16 protein-coding genes and 1 pseudogene are annotated in these 19,233 nt (G+C 65.3%); 10 read left to right on the top strand and 7 right to left on the bottom strand.

What is annotated here, in order from left to right; translation table 11 throughout:
• The 3 genes from ACEN88_RS07610 to ACEN88_RS07600 all read left to right on the top strand — a co-directional run.
• A partial coding sequence (locus ACEN88_RS07610) for an SDR family oxidoreductase (RefSeq protein WP_413338433.1) occupies positions 1-831 on the top strand: 831 nt, incomplete at its 5' end.
• Between the two features lie 115 nt (positions 832-946).
• Entirely contained in the window at positions 947-2,728 is a 1,782-nt protein-coding gene (locus tag ACEN88_RS07605) for a cation:proton antiporter (RefSeq protein ID WP_413338431.1), read from the top strand.
• Between the two features lie 36 nt (positions 2,729-2,764).
• Positions 2,765-4,033 carry a CaiB/BaiF CoA transferase family protein gene (locus tag ACEN88_RS07600; RefSeq protein ID WP_413338429.1) on the top strand — a complete coding sequence of 423 codons (1,269 nt, stop codon included), beginning with the start codon at positions 2,765-2,767 and terminating at the stop codon, positions 4,031-4,033.
• A 6-nt stretch (positions 4,034-4,039) separates the two neighbouring features.
• Here ACEN88_RS07600 and ACEN88_RS07595 read toward each other — a convergent pair whose 3' ends face one another.
• The 5 genes from ACEN88_RS07595 to ACEN88_RS07575 all read right to left on the bottom strand — a co-directional run bounded on the left by ACEN88_RS07595 (position 4,040) and on the right by ACEN88_RS07575 (position 7,029).
• Positions 4,040-4,360, bottom strand: coding sequence for a hypothetical protein (locus tag ACEN88_RS07595; protein WP_413338427.1), 321 nt, complete (start codon positions 4,358-4,360; stop codon positions 4,040-4,042).
• 146 nt (positions 4,361-4,506) lie between these two features.
• Positions 4,507-5,385: a hypothetical protein gene (locus ACEN88_RS07590; RefSeq protein ID WP_413338425.1), complete on the bottom strand. Its 879-nt coding sequence runs from the start codon at positions 5,383-5,385 to the stop codon at positions 4,507-4,509.
• 17 nt (positions 5,386-5,402) lie between these two features.
• On the bottom strand, positions 5,403-6,185 hold the full coding sequence (locus tag ACEN88_RS07585) for a hypothetical protein (protein ID WP_413338424.1): 783 nt from the start codon (positions 6,183-6,185) through the stop codon (positions 5,403-5,405).
• Positions 6,182-6,697, bottom strand: a complete 516-nt coding sequence (locus ACEN88_RS07580; RefSeq protein WP_413338422.1) for a hypothetical protein — start codon at positions 6,695-6,697, stop codon at positions 6,182-6,184. The genes ACEN88_RS07585 and ACEN88_RS07580 overlap by 4 nt, the downstream gene beginning before the upstream one ends.
• A gap of 41 nt (positions 6,698-6,738) precedes the next feature.
• Complete coding sequence (locus ACEN88_RS07575) at positions 6,739-7,029, bottom strand: DnaJ domain-containing protein (protein ID WP_413338420.1); 291 nt, start codon at positions 7,027-7,029, stop codon at positions 6,739-6,741.
• Positions 7,030-7,215: 186 nt separating this feature from the next.
• Here ACEN88_RS07575 and ACEN88_RS07570 point away from each other — a divergent pair, with 186 nt between their 5' ends.
• The 7 genes from ACEN88_RS07570 to ACEN88_RS07540 all read left to right on the top strand — a co-directional run bounded on the left by ACEN88_RS07570 (position 7,216) and on the right by ACEN88_RS07540 (position 18,291).
• Positions 7,216-8,964 carry a glutamine--tRNA ligase/YqeY domain fusion protein gene (locus ACEN88_RS07570; RefSeq protein ID WP_413338418.1) on the top strand — a complete coding sequence of 583 codons (1,749 nt, stop codon included), beginning with the start codon at positions 7,216-7,218 and terminating at the stop codon, positions 8,962-8,964.
• Positions 8,965-9,139: 175 nt separating this feature from the next.
• A complete protein-coding gene (locus ACEN88_RS07565; RefSeq protein ID WP_413338416.1) occupies positions 9,140-10,990 on the top strand; it encodes a CHASE domain-containing protein in 1,851 nt (616 codons plus the stop codon).
• Positions 10,991-11,317: 327 nt separating this feature from the next.
• A complete protein-coding gene (locus ACEN88_RS07560) occupies positions 11,318-12,109 on the top strand; it encodes a glycine-rich domain-containing protein (protein ID WP_413338414.1) in 792 nt (263 codons plus the stop codon).
• Positions 12,110-12,322: 213 nt separating this feature from the next.
• The gene (locus tag ACEN88_RS07555; RefSeq protein ID WP_413338412.1) at positions 12,323-14,179 is read left to right on the top strand and encodes a CHASE domain-containing protein; all 1,857 of its coding nucleotides are present in this window, start codon (positions 12,323-12,325) and stop codon (positions 14,177-14,179) included.
• A gap of 300 nt (positions 14,180-14,479) precedes the next feature.
• Positions 14,480-15,436, top strand: a complete 957-nt coding sequence (locus ACEN88_RS07550) for a hypothetical protein (protein WP_413338410.1) — start codon at positions 14,480-14,482, stop codon at positions 15,434-15,436.
• Between the two features lie 171 nt (positions 15,437-15,607).
• Positions 15,608-17,461 carry a CHASE domain-containing protein gene (locus ACEN88_RS07545; protein WP_413338408.1) on the top strand — a complete coding sequence of 618 codons (1,854 nt, stop codon included), beginning with the start codon at positions 15,608-15,610 and terminating at the stop codon, positions 17,459-17,461.
• Positions 17,462-17,625: 164 nt separating this feature from the next.
• Entirely contained in the window at positions 17,626-18,291 is a 666-nt protein-coding gene (locus ACEN88_RS07540; protein ID WP_413338406.1) for a glycine-rich domain-containing protein, read from the top strand.
• A gap of 4 nt (positions 18,292-18,295) precedes the next feature.
• Here the strand turns inward: ACEN88_RS07540 and ACEN88_RS07535 are convergent, their stop codons facing one another.
• Positions 18,296-18,559 (bottom strand): hypothetical protein, encoded by a 264-nt coding sequence (locus ACEN88_RS07535; protein ID WP_413338404.1) that lies wholly within the window; start codon positions 18,557-18,559, stop codon positions 18,296-18,298.
• A gap of 146 nt (positions 18,560-18,705) precedes the next feature.
• Positions 18,706-19,188 (bottom strand): annotated as a pseudogene (locus ACEN88_RS07530) (SDR family NAD(P)-dependent oxidoreductase); the annotation flags it as partial.
• Positions 19,189-19,233: the final 45 nt, after the last annotated feature.

Below are 19,233 nucleotides of genomic sequence, written 5' to 3'. Positions count from 1 at the left end.
TGCCGCAAGCGCAACCTCGCGTACCGGCTGCTGTCGCGCCAGGACATGGACATCACGGACCCGGCCTCCGTCGAACGCGCGCTGGACAAGTACCGGCCCTGGGCCGTCGTCAACACGGCGGGCTACGTGCGCGTGGACGATGCCGAGCGCGACGCCGAGCGCTGCTTCCGCGAGAACGCGATCGGCCCCGCGATCCTGGCCGCCGCGTGCGCCCGCCACGGCGTGCACCTGACGACGTTCTCCAGCGACCTCGTGTTCGACGGCGCGCTCGACCGGCCGTACGTGGAAAGCGATGCGGTCGCGCCGCTGAACGTCTACGGCCGCAGCAAGGCCGAGGCCGAGCTGCGCGTGCAGGACAAGCACCCGGGCGCCCTCGTCGTGCGCACGAGCGCCTTCTTCGGCCCGTGGGACAAGTACAACTTCGTCACCCTCGCGCTGCAGACGCTGGAGCGGGGCGAACCGTTCCGCGCCGCGCGCGACATGGCCGTGTCGCCGACGTACGTGCCCGACCTCGTGCACGCCTGCCTGGACCTCGCGATCGACGGCGAGTCCGGCGTCTGGCACCTGGCCAACGTCGGCACGCTGACGTGGGCCGAGCTGGCCGAACAGGCGGCGGCGCGCGCGGGCGTTGACTCCAGCCGGCTGGAAGCCGTAGCGTCCGAGTCGTACGGCTTCGCGGCGCCGCGGCCGCGCTACACGGGGCTGCACAGCGAGCGCGGGATCCTGCTGCCGTCGCTGGACCATGCGCTGGGACGCTATCTCGAGCTGCGCAACGAGATCGACCAGGAGATGGAGGAAGTGATCCTGATGGCAGAGAGTCGGCAGGCGTGACGGCGGCACCGCGTGGGCACGGGGTGCCCACTCTACGATTTGTCGATGCCGTAGGGTGGGCTCCCCGAGCCCACGCGTTAAAATTGCCGGGATCCCTGTCCAATAAAGGCCATCCGTGCAAGAGCAACACGCCTTCCCCTTCCTGCGCGAAATCCTGTTATTCCTCGCCCTTGCCGGCATCCTGATCCCGCTGCTGCAGCGCCTGCGCATCAACCAGGTGCTGGGCTTCCTCGCCGTCGGCGCCCTCCTCGGCCCGTTCGGGCTCGGGCGCATGGCGCAGGATTTCGCGCCGCTCGGCCTGTTCACGTTCCCCAACAACGACAACGTCGCCATGCTCGCCGAGCTGGGCGTGTTGTTCCTCATGTTCATGATCGGCCTGGAGCTGTCCGCCGCGCGCCTGTGGGCCATGCGGCGCTGGGTGTTCGGCACCGGCAGCGCGCAGGTAGTGCTGTGCGCCGCACTGATCGGCGGTGCGGCGTATCTTCTGCTCGGCCAGCGGCTCGGCGCGGCGCTCGTGCTGGGCCTCGTGCTGTCGCTGTCGTCGACGGCCGTCGTGATGCAGTTGCTGGCCGAGAGCCAGCGCACCGCGAGCCCAGTCGGCCAGGCCGCGTTCGCCGTGCTGATGCTGCAGGATCTCGCCGTCGTGCCGATCCTGATCCTGATCGGGGCGCTCGGCAAGAACGAAGGCGGCGGCGCGAACGTCGCGTTGATCGCCCTGCTCGCGATGGCCAAGGCGGCCGTCGCCATCGCCCTCATCTACCTCGTCGGCGGCAAGGTCGTGCACCCGCTGTTCCGCGCGTTTGCCCGCCATCGCCAGCCGGACGTGTTCATGGCCCTGATCCTGCTGTCGACCTTCGGCATCGCCGCGCTGTCGCACCTGGCCGGCCTGTCGATGGCGCTCGGTGCGCTGATCGCCGGACTCCTTCTCGCGGAAACGGAATTCAAGCACGAGGTCGAGCTGATGGTCGAGCCGTTCAAGGGCCTGCTCATGGGGCTGTTCTTCATGACGGTCGGCATGGGCATGGACGCGCTGCAGATCCTGCACGCGCCGCTGTGGCTCGCGTGCGCCGTGCTGGGCCTCGTCCTGCTCAAGGGCCTCGTCGTCGCGCCGCTGCTGCGGCTCGGCGGCCTGCCGTGGGGCCGCGCGATCGAAGGCGGCCTGCTGCTGGGCCAGGGCGGCGAATTCGCGTTCATCGTGATCGGCTACGCGACCGCGTCGAAGCTGCTGGATGGCGCCCTCGGCGCGCGCGTGATGAACAGCGACAGGCCGACGGCCAGCATCACGCCGCTGCTGGCGCGCATCGGCCATGCGATCGGCGAACGCTCGGCGGCGGAGCCCCGGGGCGCCGCGGCTCACCTGGCCGACAACGAACTCGATGCGGCGCGGGGCCGCGTGATCATCGCCGGTTTCGGACGCGTCGGCCAGCAGCTGGCCAAGCTGCTCGCGGCCCAGCAGATTCCCTACGTCGCGTTCGAGAACGACGCGAAGCTCGTCTCGCAGCTGCACGCGAACGGCGTGCCCGTTTATTTCGGCAACGCGGCGCGGCCGGAACTGCTGCGCCGCGTGCATGCGGACGAGGCGCCGGCAATCGTGCTGACGATGGATCATCCAGCCTCCGCGCTGCAGGCCGTGCGCGGCATCCGGCGCGAGTTCCCGCACGTGCAGTTGTACGCGCGCTCGCGCGACGAAAAACACGCACGCGCCCTCAAGCGGGCCGGTGCCAACGTCGTCGTGCCGGAGACGCTCGAAGCGAGCCTGCAGTTGTCGGCCTTCGTGCTCGAAGGGATGGGGCTGGACGAGCGCATGGTCGACGACATCGTCGACCGCGAACGCGACGCATTCGCCGCCGCGCTGGACGACGCCCGCTCGCGGGAGCGCGACGAGCGCGACGTATAATCCGCGCCGAGAACAACTCATCGAATCGGAGACCAGATGGCATTCATTCCGAACGGACCGCACAACGGTCCGGACAATCGCCTGCAGGGCGCGCTGGGCCACATCCGCGTGCTCGACCTGTCGCGCGTGCTGGCCGGGCCGTGGTGCTCGCAGAATCTCGCCGACCTTGGCGCCGACATCATCAAGATCGAGCGCCCCGGCGCCGGCGACGACACGCGCGCCTGGGGCCCGCCGTACGCGCCGGACGCCGATGGCCGGCCCACCACCGAAGCCGCCTACTACCTGTCGGCCAACCGCGGCAAGCGCTCGCTCACGGTCGACATCGCGAGCGAACCGGGCCAGGCGCTGCTGCGCGAACTGGTGCGCCATTGCGACGTCGTCATCGAGAACTTCAAGGTCGGCCACCTCAAGCGCTACGGCCTCGATTACGACACGCTGAAGGCCATCAGGCCGGACCTCGTGTACTGCTCGATCACGGGCTTCGGCCAGGACGGGCCGTACGCGCACCGCGCCGGCTACGACTTCCTGATCCAGGGCATGGGCGGGCTGATGTCGGTAACGGGCGAACGCGATGACCTGCCGGGTGGCGGCCCGCAGAAAGTGGGCGTCGCGCTGACGGACCTGATGACGGGCATGTACGCGACCGTCGCCGTGCTCGCCGCGCTGACCCACCGCGACCGCACCGGCGAAGGCCAGCACATCGACATGGCGCTGCTGGACACGCAGGTCGCGATGCTGGCGAACGTCGGCAGCAATTACCTGAACAGCGGCAAGCGGCCGACACGCTGGGGCAATGCGCACGCGAACATCGTGCCGTACCAGACGTTCGCGTGCAGCGACGGCCACATCATCGTCGCCGCCGGCAACGACGGCCAGTACCAGAAGTTCGTGGAAGCGGGCGGCCGCCCGGAACTGGCGCGCGACCCGCGCTTCGCCACCAATCCCGCACGCGTACAGAACCGCGACGTGCTCGTGCCGCTGCTGGCGGACATGGTACGCGAGCGGCCGCGCGCGGCGTGGATCGCGCTGCTGGAAGCCGTGGGCGTGCCGTGCGGTCCGATCAACGACCTGGACGAGGTGTTCGCCAACGAGCAGGTGCGCGCGCGCGGCATGGAGATCGCCCTGCCGCATCCGACCGCGGGGCAAGTGAAACTGGTGCGCAGCCCGATGCGCATGTCGGCCACGCCGGCCACGAGCGACAAGGCGCCGCCGCTGCTGGGCGAGCACACGGAGGAAGTCTTGCGCGACGTGCTGGGCAAGACCGACGCGGAGATCGCCGCCCTGCGCGAGGGCGGCGTCGTGTGAGGCCTGTCAGTGCAGCTTGTGCTTCAGGTCCGACAGTTCGGCATGCACGCGGGTCACCGCGGCTTCGACGTGGGCGGGCATCGTCGGCAGCGAGCGGCTGATGCGCTTGGCTTCGTCGCCCATGTCTTCCAGGCTGTCCACGCATTGCTGGATGCGCTGCTGGTCGTTCGACTGCATCACGCTCTGCGCCTGGCTGGCTTCGCGCGACAGTTTTTCGATGCAGTCGCGGATCTCGTTGGGCGCATCCTGCTGGCAGGCCTGCTGGGCTTCCTGAATGGTTTGCTGAATATGAGTGAATCGCTGCTGGATTTCGTTTGCTTGCAACATGACGTACTCCTTGCATTGATGGCTCGATACCGCATCCGCACGGGATGCGGGGCTGGAGCGTCATGGTAGCCCTGATGGGAATCGGGGGGCGCACGAACCGTATTGACGAGCTCAGCACCTGCCCCTTGAATTACCGGATTTGACGATCAGGGATATTCGGCGTCGATCTCCGAACCGGCATAGTTCTCGAGCTCCACGAACAGCTCCTTCAGCGGCACCTTGCCCGCGATGTTCTGCAGGAGGATGCTGTTGCGGTAGCTCTGGATGCGGTCGGCGATGATGGCCTGGTGCGCTGCCGGGATCTGTTCCAGCAGCGCCGCCCAGCCCGCGTCGAAGTCCGGCTTCGCCTTGCGGACCGTCTGCACGAAGCGCTCGAATTCCTTCTGCCCCGTGCGCGCGACGATGCGTCCGCCGCCTTCGACGCCGAAGATGATCGCGAGCGCGATCACGCCTTCCGCGTTCAGGTCCGGATCCTTGACGGGGCCTTCCCAATGGTGCCGGCGCAGCCATTGCGCGGCGCGCACGACGGCCTGCACGTCCCGGCGCTGCTTCAGCTGTCCCAGGTAGCGCTCGTAGCCGGACCACGTCTCGCCCGGGTCGGCCGTGCAAATGTCGACGAACAGCTCCTTCAGGCGCCGCGCCGAGTACACGGGGTCGTTGTCGAATTCCCCGATCAAGGTGTCCTCCGGCAGCGCCGCCAGGTCGCGGATCAGGCGGAAGCCCTGCTGGAACACGAATTCCGCGCCCTCGCCGAGCAGCACGTCGAGCGCGTCCAGGTCGCCCTGGGGATCATCCGTTTCAACAAGATGTTCCAGCCCCAGCGACACGCAGCCGATGCTCAGGAGCTGCGCGCGCTGGATGCCTTCGGCCGTGCGGTCGTTGGTGAACTTCTCGGCCACCATCGCCGTGATGCCGGCCAGCTCGTCGGCGAGGCCGGCCGCCTCGTCGGCATTGGCGTTCCCGGGAATCAGCCGGATCGCGCGGATCAGCCGGGGCAGTTTTTCGATGACGATAGCCGGCAGCATCGATGCGCTCGCCCCCGTCACGAGAAGATGTCCGTGCCCATGCTGCGGCGCCCGCTGCGGCGCTGCAGGCTGCGGACGGACGGCACCTGCTTGCGCAGGCGGTACAGCAGTTCGCGCGTGCCGCGCTGCTGGAATTCCGTCTCCTCGTCCGGATCGTCCGGCAACTCGACGTCCGCGAGGTCGGCCGTGTTGCGGTATTCCGGGAACAGTTCCAGCAGCGAGCGCTGCCAGCCGTCCTCGCTGGCCTTGGCCAGGTCGACGGCGAGCGGCACGATGTCGCTGTCGGACGTCGTGTGCACGTTGATGTGCGGGCCGCGGTTGTTGATCTCGCCGGCCACTTCGAGGATCTCGCGCGGCGCCAGCGACCACACGATGGCGAACGCGGTCGCGCCGTAGTCGGTGGCGGACGCTTCCGTCAGCAGCTCGTGGCGGCGCCCGTCGTCATCCGTCGCGTAGACGATGCCGTGGATGTGGTTGAACAGGTTTTCCGCGATGCGCTCGGGGTCGTCCTCGATCATGTCGTCCGGCCACGTGGCGGCGAGGTAGGCGAGGCTTTCGGCCCAGGCCTTCGGCGGCACCAGCAGGGTCGCCACCGACGTCTTGGCACCGTCGAAGCCGGCCAGGTGCAGCGCCGTCACCTGCGGGGGCAGCGTGGACAGCACTTCGGCCACGGCGTAGTCGCCATGCTCGTCGGCGGCCTGCGACAGCGCTTCCTCGGCGTGGTGCAGCGAACCGGCCAGCACGAGTTCGCCGACCTGCTTGCTCAGCGCGGGCAGGTTGGATTTGTTGTCGTCGCTCATTCGCGCTCACCTCCATCCTGGTCGAACAGCTGGGAGAAATCGTCGCCCACGGAGGTTTCGTCGAGTTCCTCGTCGTCGCCTTCGTCGTCTTTCGCAAGCTGGTCGAGCGACTGGTCGTCGTCTTCCCAGCGGGCCTGGTTCTTGTACAGGAACGCCGTCACGATGGCCTGGCGCGCCAGTTCCGGATGGTTGTCGCAGATGGCGGCATACATCGCGCGGCCTTCGTCGTCGCCGTCGCAGTTGGCCATCGCGAACACCTTGGCCGGGTCGCCGCCCTCGTAGTCGTAGGCTTCGCGGATCAGGCCTTTCGGGTCCGTGAAGCGGATGCGGTCGACGAGCGCGAACGCCATCATGTTGACGTCGTCGAGGCCGTCGCCGTTGGCGTATTCGGACACGAGGGCCTGCACCATCATGTCGTAGTTCTTGCGGTTGGGCGGGTCACCCAGGGTGCCTTCGATCTGGCCTTCCAGCTCGCGCGACTGGAAAGCGAACTCCGGATGTACTTTTTTCATGATTGACTCGTATTCTGTTGGAACGTGTTCAGGCAGGGAGCTCAGTTGACCAAATTGACGCCGTTCAGTGCGAACACCGAGCGCCACAATTCGAAGGCTTCGGTCTCCGCGTCGAGCACGATGCGGTGGTTCACGCTCTGGTCGTATTCCGCCCGCTTGATCGGGTCGGACAGCATCTCGTACGCCTTCGTGACGGCCTTGAAGCGCGCTTCCGCGCCCGGCGCCTGGTTGCGGTCCGGGTGGTAGCGCATGGCGAGCGAACGGTAGACCTTCTTGATGTCGTCGTCGCTGGCATTCGGCGCGACGCCGAGGATCGCGTATAAATTTTCCACTTGGAACTCTCCGGCTGTGGCCGAAAAAACATTAAACCGAGATTATCCTATAGAAAGCGCCAACTTGACAGGCATCCCAGTATGCGGACTGCCCATCACGCGAACCGTGCGCTTGGCCACATAGCGGACCGGATGCCGTCTTGTACGGTAAAATGCCGGGAATCATACCCATTCAAGATAGGCTTCATGAGTAACGACAAGAACGCTGCGGCGGCCACCCCGTCGCCGAATTTTGTCCGCGCGATCGTCGAATCCGACCTCGCCGCGGGCACCCACACGCGTGCCGGCATGCCGTCCGTGATCACGCGCTTCCCGCCGGAGCCGAACGGCTACCTGCACGTGGGCCACGCCAAATCCATCTGCCTGAACTTCGGGCTGGCACGCGACTACCAGGGCCGCTGCCATCTTCGTTTCGACGATACGAATCCGGAAAAGGAAGACCAGGAATACGTCGACACGATCATGGACAGCGTCAAGTGGCTGGGCTTCACGTGGGAGCAAGGCGGGCAGGAATATCTGCACTACGCCAGCGACTACTTCGACCAGCTGTACGCGATGGCCGAATACCTGATCCAGAACGGCAAGGCTTACGTCGACAGCCAGAGCGCCGAAGACATGTCGCGCAACCGCGGCAACTTCGGCACGCCGGGCACGAACTCGCCATTCCGCGACCGTCCGGTCGAGGAATCGCTGCAGATCTTCCGTGACATGAAGGCCGGCAAGTACAAGGACGGCGAACACGTGCTGCGCGCCAGGATGAGCGAGGACGCGATGGCCTCGCCCATCATGACGAACCGCGACCCGGCCCTGTACCGCATCCGCCATGCGCATCACCACCGCACGGGCGACAAGTGGTGCATCTACCCGATGTACGACTTCACGCACCCGATCTCGGACGCGCTGGAAAACATCACGCATTCGCTGTGCACGCTGGAATTCCAGGACCACCGCCCGTTCTACGACTGGCTCGTGGAAACGCTGGCGGCCGGCGGCTTCTTCGAACGTCCGGTGCCGCGCCAGTACGAATTCGCGCGCCTGAACCTGACCTACGTCGTCACCTCGAAGCGCAAGCTGCGCCAGCTCGTGCTTGACGGTGTGGTGAACGGCTGGGACGACCCGCGCATGCCCACGATCGTCGGCCTGCGCCGCCGCGGCTACACGCCGGAATCCATCCAGCTGTTCTGCGAGCGCATCGGCGTCTCCAAGGCCGACGGCTGGATCGACATGAGCACGCTGGAAGGCGCCCTGCGCGACGACCTCGACCCGAAGGCGCCGCGCGCCGTGGCCGTGCTGCGTCCGCTGAAACTCATCGTCGACAACTTCCCCGAAGGCGAAACGGTGGAGTGCAGCGCACCCGTCCACCCGCACCATCCGGAATGGGGCACCCGTTCGTTCCCGTTCTCGCGCGAGCTGTGGATCGAGCAGGAAGACTTCATGGAAGTGCCGACGAAGGGGTACCACCGCTTCTACCCGCCCATCGACGACAAGCCGGGCTCGCGCGTGCGCCTGAAGTACGGCTTCGTGACCGAGTGCACCGGCTTCGACAAGGACGAGAACGGCAACGTCGTCGCCGTGCACGTGAACTATTTCCCGGACTCGAAATCGGGCACGCCGGGCGCGGACAACTACAAGGTCAAGGGCAATATCACGTGGGTCAGCGCGCAGCACGCGCTGGAAGCGGAAGTGCGCCTGTACGACCGCCTGTTCCTCGACCCGCAACCGGACGGCGGCGGCAAGGATTTCATGAGCGTGCTCAATCCGAACGCGCTGGAAACCGTCACCGCGTACCTGGAGCCGGGCCTGGCCAGGGCCGAGGCCGACCAGCGCTTCCAGTTCGAGCGCCACGGTTATTTCGTCGCCGACCGCGTGGATTCCGTCCCGGGCAAACCCGTGTTCAACCGCGTGACGACGCTCAAGGACAGCTGGGGCAAGTAAAACTCATTTGATCTAGCGCAAAAGCCCGGTTCGGCGACGAATCGGGCTTTTTCTTTGCTCCATTGGGAGCCCAGCGTCGTGCTGGCTCGGCAACTCCCCGATCTGCTAGGTTCATCACGCACCCAAGCCGCGTAAGTTGAATTAAACCAACAATTCCGTGCCGTCGCGGTGCCTCATGTCGATCACGCTGAGAGACGCATTTTCCGTTACGCGGTTCTCGTTCTGGGCCGGTGTCATGCTGTCGACGCTGGTCGGCGGCGTGCTGTACGTGGTCACGACACGCTCCATCGAGAGCGACGTGCAGGAACGCTTCTCCCGCCACGCGAAATATGCGCAGGCCGTCATCAACATGCGCATCAAGTCGTACACGGACCTGCTGCACGGCGCGGCCAGCCTGCTGCAGAGCGGCGAGACGATCAGCCACCGCCAGTTCCACGACTACGTGCAGGGGCTGGACCTGGCCAGGAATTACCCGGCCGTCGACACCCTCAACTTCGCTACCTGGGTGCGCGAAGACGAGCGTCCGCAATTCGAGGCGGACTTCGCGCGCGAACTGCAGGCCTTCCTCGGCCCGGGCGCGCGTCCGGTCGTCACGCCATCCGGCCGCCGTTCCGCGTACCTCGTCGTCACCTACATCGAGCCGGACGCCACGAATACGCAGCTGTACGGCCTCGACCTGATGAGCAATCCGTATTTCCGCACGCAGCTCGCGCAGTCGCGCGACGACGGCAGGTTGCGCGCGTCCGGCCGGCCGATCGCGGCGGTGTCGGCGCCCAACGACAACCACCTCGGCATGCGCCTGCCGGTGTACCGGCACGGCCCCCTGCTGACCGGCGCGGAACAACGGCGCGCGGCCTATCTCGGCTCGCTCGGGATCGCGTTCAGCCTGCCCAAGCTGCTCCACGGGGTGATGGACGAGATGCCGATTCCCGGCGTGCGCATGACGCTGTTCGACGTCGGCCCGCGCGAGGTGATCGGGCACGATACGACGACCTGGCCCAAGGTGCTGTTCGACAGCCATGGCACGGCCGCCAACCCCACGCCGCCGCTCGACGGCGGCGATGACGTGTTCACGGCCACGCTGCCGCTCGATTTCAACGGGCGTCCATGGCAAACCACGTACAGCGTGCCGAAAGCCCGCCTGCGCACGCATTTCGACGTCTATTATCCGAAGCTGATGATGGCGTTCGGCTTCATCGGCTCCGTCCTGCTGTACGCCCTGCTGCACATCCTGACCTCGTCGCGTCGCGCCGCCCTCGAACTGGCGCAGGAGATGACGAGCGAGCTGCGCGAGAGCCAGACCAGGCTGCAACTGTCGCACCAGAAGCTCAGGCGCCTGGCCGACCACGCGTACCAGATCAAGGAACTGGAACGCAAGCGCATCGCGCGCGAGATCCACGACGACCTCGGCCAGAGCCTGCTCGCCCTGCGCATCGAAGCCGAGCTGCTGGCCGGCCGCACGCAGGGCACGCACAACCACCTGAACACGCGTGCCCGTTCCACGCTGCAGCAGATCGACACGACGATCAAGAGCGTGCGCCAGATCATCAACGACCTGCGCCCGACCGTGCTCGACCTGGGCCTGTCGGCGGCCGTCGAATGGCAGGTGGACCAGTTCCAGAAACGTACGGGCATCCAGTGCGAGATCCGCGACGACCACGGCGAGATCGCCCTGCCCGACCATTGCGCGACAGCCTTTTTCCGCATCCTGCAGGAATCGCTGACGAACATCGTCCGGCATGCCAACGCGACGCGCGTGAAAGTGGAGCTGCGCCTGAACGGCGGCTGGCTGTCGCTGACGGTACGCGACAACGGCTGCGGCCTGCCCCCCGGCGGGCGTAACAAGTATGAGTCGTTCGGCCTGGTGGGCATCGAGGAGCGCATCGTGATCCTCGGCGGCACCTGCGCCGTCTTCAGCGAACCGGGCGGCGGCACGACCGTGATCGTGTCGGCGCCCGTCATCGGCGGCCCCGAACCCGCCGTTCCCCTGCAGCAGGAACACGGCCCGGGTTCGGCCGTCGTCTAAACACTTCCTTCGCAACGACCAGCGCCGCCCAATCGGGCGACGCCTCGTCACGCCTATTCCCCGCGGGTATCGCAACTTCATGAAAAAGAAATTGTATAGCCGACTCAACAACAAATGTTGTTTCTTTGACAAATATCAATATCTCATCAGATTGCGTGAATTACATTGATTACGTGTAAGGCGCGCCAACGAATCGACCCACTCGTTGGCAGATGTCATCACGAACCTTGAGGAATTACTGTCCAGCGCTGGCCCGACAAGCCAACACAACCACAACTAGGGAAGCAGTCACAACGCAATCTTCAACAACCAATGAGGATGACCAACATGAACGCCAACGACCTGTTTAACGCCGTAATGCAACTCGACCTGGAACCGATCAAGACGAAGTTGATGCACGTGGAGTCTGGCGAAGGCTGGAGCCTGGACAAGGCCAATGCCGTGGAAAAGGAATACCGGCGCTTCCTGTGCCTGATGAAGATGTATCCCGACGAGTCCATCGCGCCCCTGGTCGACGTGGACACGTTCTGGCACTACCACATCCTCGACACGATGAAGTACGCGGTCGACTGCGAGCAGGCGTTCGGCTACTTCGTCCACCATTACCCGTACGTCGGCATGCGCGGTGGCGACGACGCACAGTTCCGCATCGACAGCGGCGAGCGCATGCAGAGCCTGTACGAAGCGACGTTCGGCGAAGCCTATCCGGTGGCGGACGCGACGCCGGTGGAAGCGTCCGGCACGGCCTATTGCGCCGGTCCGTGGGACAAGCAGGGCGCGCAGGCCGCCGCCCGCGGCGAGACCGCCTACTGTGCCGGTCCGTGGGACAAACCCCGTGCCCGCGCCGCCGCCGGCGCCGGTACGGCCTACTGCGCCGGCCCGTGGGACAAGCACGCCAGCACCGCCTACTGCGCGGGTCCGTGGGACAAGCCGCATGCCCATGGCGCCGCCCAGGCCACGACCGCCTACTGCGCCGGGCCGTGGGACAAGCACGCCGCCACCGCCTACTGCGCGGGCCCGTGGAAACAGGAGGGCGCACGGACCGGGAACAATGCCGCCACCGCGTACTGCGCCGGGCCCTGGAAACCGGCCACCGCGACGTCCCCGCTGAACGTGTGAAGTACCACCGGGGAGCGCGTTCCTCGTACGCACTCCCCGCGCATACCCATTGCCCGCTCCGGAACAGGCGCGGGCCTTTTTCTTTTGAGATAATTCTGCCAGTGAACAACTCTTCGAATGACTAGGTGTCGCACCGCATCCGAGACGAGTAAGTTGCAAATTATAAACTTTGTGGCGCCGAACGCGATTCGGCCGCACGCCTCTGGGAAGATTATGCAGGCCGTTCTGAGGGACGCATTTTCCGTTAACCGGTTCTCGTTCTGGACCGGCGCACTGGTGTCGACGCTCGTCGGCAGCGCCCTGTACGTGATGACCCAGCGGTCGATCGAAACGAATGCCCAGGAACGGTTCATCAACCATGCCAAATATGCGCAAAGCGTCATCAACGTGCGCATCAAGTCCTATACCGACCTGCTGCGCGCGACCGGAAGCCTGATCCATAGCACCGACATCCTGAGCCACCGCAAACTTCACGAATACGTGCTCGGGTTGGACCTCGCCAACAACTTCCCGGCGGTCGATTCGATCAATTTTGCGCTGTACGTCACGGACGACAGGCGCCAGCCCTTCCTCAGCGACCTGCGCGAGGAAATGGGTGGGCACATCCACGCCGCGGCGCCGCTGGACATCGTGCCGCCGGGGCAGCGCGACGCCTATCTGATCATCAGTTACATCGAGCCGGACCAATCGGGCCCAGGCCATTACGGCATCGACCTGATGGCCAACCGTTATTTCAGCAAGCAATTGGCCGAGTCGCGCGACAACGGCACGGTCTACGCTTCCGGCACACCCATTCTTGCCTTGTCCGGCCCCAACGATACCCATCTGGGCATGCGCATGCCGATCTATTATTTCGGCACCATGCCCGACACCGTGGCCGCACGCCGCGCCGCCTATGTCGGGTCATTGGGCATTGCGTTCAGCGTGCCGAAACTCCTGTACGGTGTCATGGACGAGATACCGGTCAAGGGGCTGCGCATGACGCTGTTCGACATCGGCCCCGGCCTGGACGTCCATGGCCATGAAACCGCGGGGACGCCGCGCACGCTGTTCGACAGCCACGGTACCAGCAAGAACCCGATGCCGCCGCTCGCGGACGGCGACACGCGCATGTTCAGCACGACGCTGCCGCTGGATTTCAACGGCCGTACCTGGAAGACGACCTACAGCGCGCCCAAGGCCGCCCTGTACACGGAATTCGACACCTATTATCCGAAGCTCATGATGGCGTTCGGCTTCCTGGGCTCGATCCTGCTCTATGCCCTGGTGCACACGCTTACGTCGTCGCGCCGCGCCGCCCTCGCGCTCGCGCGGGAAATGACGAGCGAGCTGCGCGAAAGCCAGACCAAGCTGCAACTGTCGCACCAGAAGCTCAGGCGCCTGGCCGACCACGCGTACCAGATCAAGGAACTGGAACGCAAGCGCATCGCGCGCGAGATCCACGACGACCTCGGCCAGAGCCTGCTCGCCCTGCGCATCGAAGCCGAGCTGCTGGCCGGCCGCACGAAGGGCACGCACAGCCACCTGCACAAGCGCGCCCGCGCCACGCTGATGCAGATCGACACGACGATCAAGAGCGTGCGCCAGATCATCAACGACCTGCGCCCGACCGTGCTCGACCTTGGCCTGTCCGCAGCCGTCGAGTGGCAGGTCAACCAGTTCCAGCGCCGCACCGGCATCCAGTGCGACATCCAGGACGACCACGGCGAGATCGCCCTGCCCGACCATTGCGCGACGGCCTTCTTCCGCATCCTGCAGGAATCGCTGACGAACATCGTCCGCCATGCCAACGCGACGCGCGTGAAAGTGGAGCTGCGCCTGAACGGCGGCTGGCTGTCGCTGACGGTACGCGACAACGGCTGCGGCCTGCCGCCGGGCGGGCGCAACAAGTACGGCTCATTCGGCCTGGTCGGCATCGAGGAACGCATCGTGATCCTCGGCGGCACCTGCGCCGTGTTCAGCGAGCCGGACGGCGGCACGACCGTCATGGTGTCGGCGCCCGTCATCGGCAGTCCGGACCGCCCGCTGCCCGCGCCAATCGAGCACGGCTCCGGCTCGTCCGTCATCTGACTTAAGTCCCCCCTCCCCGGCTTCCTTTCCCTCCGCTATTCTCTCCAGATACGCCGACCCTATCCAAAGGCTTTGGCGTATCAACCTAAGCAACAAATGTTGTTTATTTGACAAATATCAATAACGCGGTGAATTGCGTCAACTAAATTGAGCACGTGTAAGACACGTCCGCAAATCTGACGAAGATCTGCCGGGCGTCATCACATGTTTAATGGAAATGTCGTTCGAAAGCAGCAGATTCACCGCATAAAACCATAACTAGGGATAGCAGTACTTCACTAACTACTACGAGGATGACCAATGAATACCAACGACCTGTTTAAAGCCGTGATGCAACTCGACCTGGAACCGATCAAGACGAAGCTGATGCACGTGGCATCGGGCGAAGGCTGGAGCTTGGAGAAGGCCAACGCGGTGGAAAAGGAATATCGCCGCTTCCTGTGCCTGATGAAAATGTATCCGGACGAGGACACGGCACCGCTGGTCGACGTCGACACGTTCTGGCACTACCACATCCTCGACACGATGAAATATGCCGCCGACTGCGAGCAGGCCTTCGGCTATTTCCTGCACCACTACCCGTACGTCGGCATGGGCGGCGACGATGACGAACAGTTCCGCCTCGCCAGCGGCGACCGCATGAAAGCGCTGTACGAAGCCACGTTCGGCGACGCCTACCCGGGCGCCGTCGCCCAGGCTGCGGACGGCGCCGGCGCCTACTGCGCGAGCCCCCGTATCGAGGCGGCCTATTGCGCCAGCCCGCGGATCGACACCGCCTACTGCGCCAGCCCGCGCAAGGAAGCGCGCGAAGGCGCCGTGGCGGCGACCGCATATTGCGCCAGCCCGCGGATCGACACCGCCTACTGCGCCAGCCCGCGCAAGGAAGCACGTGAAGGCGCCGTGGCGGCGACCGCATATTGCGCCAGCCCGCGGATCGACACGGCGTACTGCGCCAGCCCACGCAAGGAAGCACGCGAAGGCGCCGTGGCGGCGACCTCATACTGCGCCAGCCCGCGGATCGACACAGCCTACTGCGCCAGCCCGCGCAAGGAAGCACGCGAAGGCGCCGTGGCGGCGACCGCATATTGCGCCAGCCCGCAGATCGACACCGCCTACTGCGCCAGCCCGCGCAAGCAAGCACGCGAAGGCGCCGTGGCGGCGACCGCATATTGCGCCAGCCCGCGGATCGACACGGCCTACTGCGCCAGCCCCCGGGTCCAGACGCAGCCCGGTCGCAGTGAGGCGGCCACAGCCTGACCCGCCACAGGAACACCTTTCAATTCCTGCAACATCCCAGCCCGCTTCGGTTTCCGGAGCGGGCTTTTTCTTGTGCAAAGGACTTCGCGCGACACTCGACACAAGTTTTGCAACAAATTAACATTGCATATCCGGCCGTGCTGGAACACATTCTTTTAGAAAGCGTATTTGATGGCGACGACGCTGAAAGACACCTTTTCCGTGACCCGGTTCTCGTTCTGGGCCGGAGCATTGCTGTCTTCGCTGGTCGGCGCGCTGCTGTATCTGTTCACGGCACGTTCCATCGAAAGCGACGCCGAAGCCCGTTTCATCAGCCATGCCAGGCATGCGCAAAGTGTCATCACGGTCCGCGTGAAATCGTATACGGACCTGTTGCGCGCCACGGGCAGCATGATCCAGAGTTCCGACGTCCTGACGCACCAGGGCTTCCACGAATTCGTGGCCGGACTGGACCTGGCCAGGAGCTTCCCGGCGGTCGACTACATCAATTACGCGGTCCAGGTGCCGCATGAGGGGCGCGACGCGTTCGTTACCGCACTGCGCACGGACGTGTCGCACATCTTTGGCAAGCCGGTCGACCTGGACATCATGCCGCCCGGCATCCGGCCGTCGTACCTCGTCGTCGCCTTCGTCGAACCCGCGCCGCCGGGCGCCCACTACTATGCGATCGACCTGAAGGCCAACCGCTATTTCGGGAACTTGCTGCTGCAAGAGCGCGATAGCGGCATGATATTTTCGACCGGTACGCCGATCCCAATGTTGTCGCGTCCGAACAACATCTACGTGGGCATGCGTATGCCGGTCTACCGCAAAGGCGTGCCGCTGCGCACAGTCGACCAGCGCCGCGCGGCCTACACGGGTTCGCTCGGCATCGCGTTCAGTATCCCCAAGCTGCTGAACGGCGTCATGGACGAAGTTCCGGTCGCGAACCTGCGCATGACGCTGTACGACGTCGGCCCCGGCATCGACGCCCGCGGCCAGCCTACGGTATCGAAGCCGCTCGCGTTATTCGACAGCCGCGGCACGCGCGCCGAGCCGACGCCGGCGCTCGACGTCGGCGATGACGTCTTCACGACCAGCCTGCCGCTCGATTTCAACGGCCGTCCATGGAAAACGACGTTCAGCGCGCCCAGGGCCGCCCTGTACACGGAATTCGACACCAATTATCCGAAGCTCATGATGGCGTTCGGCTTCCTCGGCTCGATCCTGCTCTATGCCCTGCTGCACACGCTCACGTCGTCGCGCCGCGCCGCCCTCGAACTGGCGCGGGAGATGACGAGCGAGCTGCGCGAAAGCCAGGCCAGGCTGCAGTTGTCGCACCAGAAGCTCAGGCGTTTGGCCGACCACGCGTACCAGATCAAGGAAATGGAGCGCAAGCGCATCGCGCGCGAGATCCACGACGACCTCGGCCAGAGCCTGCTCGCCCTGCGCATCGAGGCGGAACTGCTGGCCGGACGCACGCAGGACACGCACAGCCACCTGCACAAGCGCGCCCGTTCCACGCTGCAGCAGATCGATACGACGATCAGGAGCGTGCGCCAGATCATCAACGACCTGCGCCCGACCGTGCTCGACCTTGGCCTGTCCGCCGCCGTCGAATGGCAGGTCAACCAGTTCCAGCGCCGCACCGGCATTCAGTGCGACATCCAGGACGACCACGGCGAGATCGCCCTGCCCGACCATTGCGCGACGGCCTTTTTCCGCATCCTGCAGGAATCGCTGACGAACATCGTCCGCCATGCCAACGCGACGCGCGTGAAAGTGGAGCTGCGCCTGAACGGCGGCTGGCTGTCGCTGACGGTACGCGACAACGGCTGCGGACTGCCGCCGGGCGGGCGCAACAAGTACGGCTCATTCGGCCTGGTCGGCATCGAGGAACGCATCGTGATCCTCGGCGGCACCTGCGCCGTGTTCAGCGAGCCGGACGGCGGCACGACCGTCATGGTCTCGGCGCCTGTCATCGGCGGGCCCGAACCCGTTCTCTCCCAGGAACAGGAACAGGGCGCGGGTTCGGCCGTCATCTGACATTTCACCGGCTCGCCCTACTCCACTATCGAACTTCTGCATAGCCGTTCAAACAACTCATATTATTTGTTTGACAAATATCAAAATCTGGGCGAATTCCCTCAACTACATTGAGGACATGCAACACACGCCCGACCACTCCTGAACCCTTGACAAGGATGACCATGAACACCAACGACCTGTTCGACGCCGTAATGCAACTCGACCTGGAACCGATCAAGATGAAGCTGATGCATGCGGCATCGGGCGAAGGCTGGAGCCTGGAGAAGGCCAACGCCGTGGAAAAGGAATACCGCCGCTTCCTGTGCCTGATGAAAATGTATCCGGACGAGGACACGGCGCCCCTGGTCGACGTCGACACGTTCTGGCACTACCACATCCTCGACACGATGAAATACGCCGCCGACTGCGAGCAGGCGTTCGGCTATTTCCTGCACCACTACCCGTACGTCGGCATGCGCGACGACGATGACGAACAGTTCCGCCTCGCCAGCGGCGACCGCATGAAAGCGCTGTACGAAGCCACGTTCGGCGACGCCTATCCGGGCGCCGTCGCCCAGGCCGCGGACGGCGCGACCGCGTGGTGCGCGAGCCCGCACATCGAGCCGGGCCAGGCGACGGACAGCGCGACCGCATGGTGCGCGAGCCCGCATACCGCAGGCAAGCGCGCTGCCGCCACCGCCTGGTGCGCGAGCCCGCACATCGACAAACTGACCCGGCGCGCAATCGACACGGCCTGGTGCGCGAGCCCGCACATCGGCAAGCTGACCCAGGGCGGCAGCGCCACCGCCTGGTGCGCCAGCCCGCACAACGCCGACAAGGCCGCCTGAGCGGTCAGGCCGCGCTGGTCTCCGCGTGGGGCCGCACCATCAGCGCGCGCAGCTCGCGGATGCTGTAGTCGGACACCTCGTGCATGCGCAGCAGGAGGGTGGCGCCGATCGGCAGGGTGTGATGGCGGATCTTGCTGATCACGGGCGGCGCCACTTCCAGCAGCCGCGACAGCGCGGCGTCGTTCTTGAGCTTGAGTTTATTGATGATGGCGTCGAGGATCCGGTTCGGGTCGTACTCGGCGCCGTCAGGTATGCGTCTGATGGGCATGTTCGTCTTTCGCTTGTGACATCCATGGGAAATTTTCCACAGCCCATAGCGGGTTATGGAAAATCAGCCAGTTTCGGGAAATATAAGTTCTTTGTGTGGTCGCTCTATGGCGTACCCGAATGATACATGGATTAGTTGCGAAATGCTTAAGACGCCCTTATGCCGCCGCCGACATGGGGATAGCGCAGCCGGGCCCGCAGCTCCGTGCCGAGGCGGCGGTTGTCCAGCCGGCGCGATTCCGACATGAAGGACAGCAGCATCGGCGACACCGCCTTCTCCAGCTCGGCACGCGCGAGACGCGGCGGCCGCGCCAGGCCGAATGCGTCGGCCACGAGATCGAAATAATCCCCCATCTTCATGCGCGTGTCGTCGGACGCGTTGTAGACGCGCCCCGGCCAGGCGCGGAACAGCGCCAGCGCGCACAGGCGCGCCAGGTCGTCGGCATGGATATGGTTCGTGTACACGTCGTCCGCGCTCGCCAGCGCCGGCGTGCCCCGCTGCAGCCGTTCGATGGGCAGGCGGTCCGCCGCGTAGATGCCGGGCGCGCGCAGGATCGCCACCTTGCCCCCGCTCGCCACGGCCCATGCGCGCAGCACGCGTTCGGCGTCCACGCGGCGCCGCGCACGCGCAATTTGACCGCCATTCTACCCGAGGGCACGCGGGTGGTTTATGTC

It is taken from the genome of Massilia sp. CT11-108, from assembly GCF_047302915.1.
GTDB classification, from domain to species: domain Bacteria; phylum Pseudomonadota; class Gammaproteobacteria; order Burkholderiales; family Burkholderiaceae_D; genus Telluria; species Telluria orientalis.
The sequence above is the reverse complement of the archived record's forward strand: the minus strand, read 5'-3'. Positions and strand labels throughout refer to the sequence as shown.

Bases quoted from the DNA above. Each gene is read 5' to 3' on its own strand.
- ACEN88_RS07600 (WP_413338429.1), top strand. From the start codon at position 2,765: ATGGCATTCATTCCGAACGGACCGCACAACGGTCCGGACAATCGCCTG.
- ACEN88_RS07595 (WP_413338427.1), bottom strand. From the start codon at position 4,360: ATGTTGCAAGCAAACGAAATCCAGCAGCGATTCACTCATATTCAGCAA.
- ACEN88_RS07590 (WP_413338425.1), bottom strand. From the start codon at position 5,385: ATGCTGCCGGCTATCGTCATCGAAAAACTGCCCCGGCTGATCCGCGCG.
- ACEN88_RS07585 (WP_413338424.1), bottom strand. From the start codon at position 6,185: ATGAGCGACGACAACAAATCCAACCTGCCCGCGCTGAGCAAGCAGGTC.
- ACEN88_RS07580 (WP_413338422.1), bottom strand. From the start codon at position 6,697: ATGAAAAAAGTACATCCGGAGTTCGCTTTCCAGTCGCGCGAGCTGGAA.
- ACEN88_RS07570 (WP_413338418.1), top strand. From the start codon at position 7,216: ATGAGTAACGACAAGAACGCTGCGGCGGCCACCCCGTCGCCGAATTTT.
- ACEN88_RS07565 (WP_413338416.1), top strand. From the start codon at position 9,140: ATGTCGATCACGCTGAGAGACGCATTTTCCGTTACGCGGTTCTCGTTC.
- ACEN88_RS07560 (WP_413338414.1), top strand. From the start codon at position 11,318: ATGAACGCCAACGACCTGTTTAACGCCGTAATGCAACTCGACCTGGAA.
- ACEN88_RS07555 (WP_413338412.1), top strand. From the start codon at position 12,323: ATGCAGGCCGTTCTGAGGGACGCATTTTCCGTTAACCGGTTCTCGTTC.
- ACEN88_RS07550 (WP_413338410.1), top strand. From the start codon at position 14,480: ATGAATACCAACGACCTGTTTAAAGCCGTGATGCAACTCGACCTGGAA.
- ACEN88_RS07545 (WP_413338408.1), top strand. From the start codon at position 15,608: ATGGCGACGACGCTGAAAGACACCTTTTCCGTGACCCGGTTCTCGTTC.
- ACEN88_RS07540 (WP_413338406.1), top strand. From the start codon at position 17,626: ATGAACACCAACGACCTGTTCGACGCCGTAATGCAACTCGACCTGGAA.
- ACEN88_RS07535 (WP_413338404.1), bottom strand. From the start codon at position 18,559: ATGCCCATCAGACGCATACCTGACGGCGCCGAGTACGACCCGAACCGG.